This window comes from Mesorhizobium sp. (genome assembly GCF_004962925.1).
Classification (GTDB): domain Bacteria; phylum Pseudomonadota; class Alphaproteobacteria; order Rhizobiales; family Rhizobiaceae; genus Mesorhizobium.
In genome coordinates this window covers 224-982 of record NZ_SUEO01000138.1, presented here as the reverse complement: position 1 = coordinate 982, position 759 = coordinate 224, and the positions used below count along the sequence as shown (strand labels likewise).

Here is a 759-nt window from a genome sequence, read left to right as displayed (position 1 = left end):
GTGTTGGCGCGACTGGCGAAATCCCGCGATCACCGCCCATGATGGTCGGACGAGTGCCGATCATCCAGTCATCGCACGCGCAATCGATGCGGTTCAGTCCGCGACGTCGCTGCGTTTGATGCTCCGCGATCCGCTCGCTTTTGTGTGGCGCTATGCGTTGGGCTGGCGGTCGGTCGCCGAACACGATCAGCCGCTGACACTCGATGCGCGTGCCTATGGCGATCTCGTGCATGAGCTCCTCAAGCGGACCGTCGATACGCTCGAGCCCAGTCCAGGCTATTCCCGCGCCGCGCGGCACGAGATCGAGGCCGCCCTGGCTGAGGCGGCGACGACGGTCAGTGCGGAGTGGCCGCTGAAGCGATCCGTGCCGCCGTTGCTGCTGTGGCGGCACACCGTAGAAGCTGCTGCCCAGCTCGCGCTCAGAGCTTTGACGCTCGACGAGTCGTTGCTGCCGGGCACCCGCAGCTGGACCGAACTGGCGTTCGGCCATACCGACGGGGCAGTTGCAACGACGGGCGATCTTCCCTGGGATCCGACCGCCCCGGTTGGAATCACCGGAACCACGGTTCGGGTCAAGGGCAGCATCGACCGGCTCGATATCACCGCCACAGGAAACGCCGTTCGCGTTTCGGATTACAAGACGGGTGCAGAGCCAAAGAAGGCCGATCAGATCGTGCTCGGGGGCGCTGCCGAGCTCCAGCGCGTCATCTATGCGCTGGCGGCGCGCCAACTCGTGCCGGACAACCCGCGCGTCGTCGC

2 protein-coding genes are annotated in these 759 nt (G+C 66.0%); one reads left to right on the top strand and one right to left on the bottom strand.

The genetic code is table 11. The features are described from left to right. The coding region (locus E5W87_RS23675) for a hypothetical protein (RefSeq protein WP_292403023.1) at positions 1-232 on the bottom strand (232 nt) is incomplete at its 3' end. On the opposite strand from E5W87_RS23675, the gene E5W87_RS23670 reads away from it, so the two are divergent. Next, positions 119-759 (top strand): PD-(D/E)XK nuclease family protein (locus tag E5W87_RS23670; protein ID WP_292402984.1); only part of this gene is annotated, 641 nt, incomplete at its 3' end. The genes E5W87_RS23675 and E5W87_RS23670 overlap by 114 nt on opposite strands.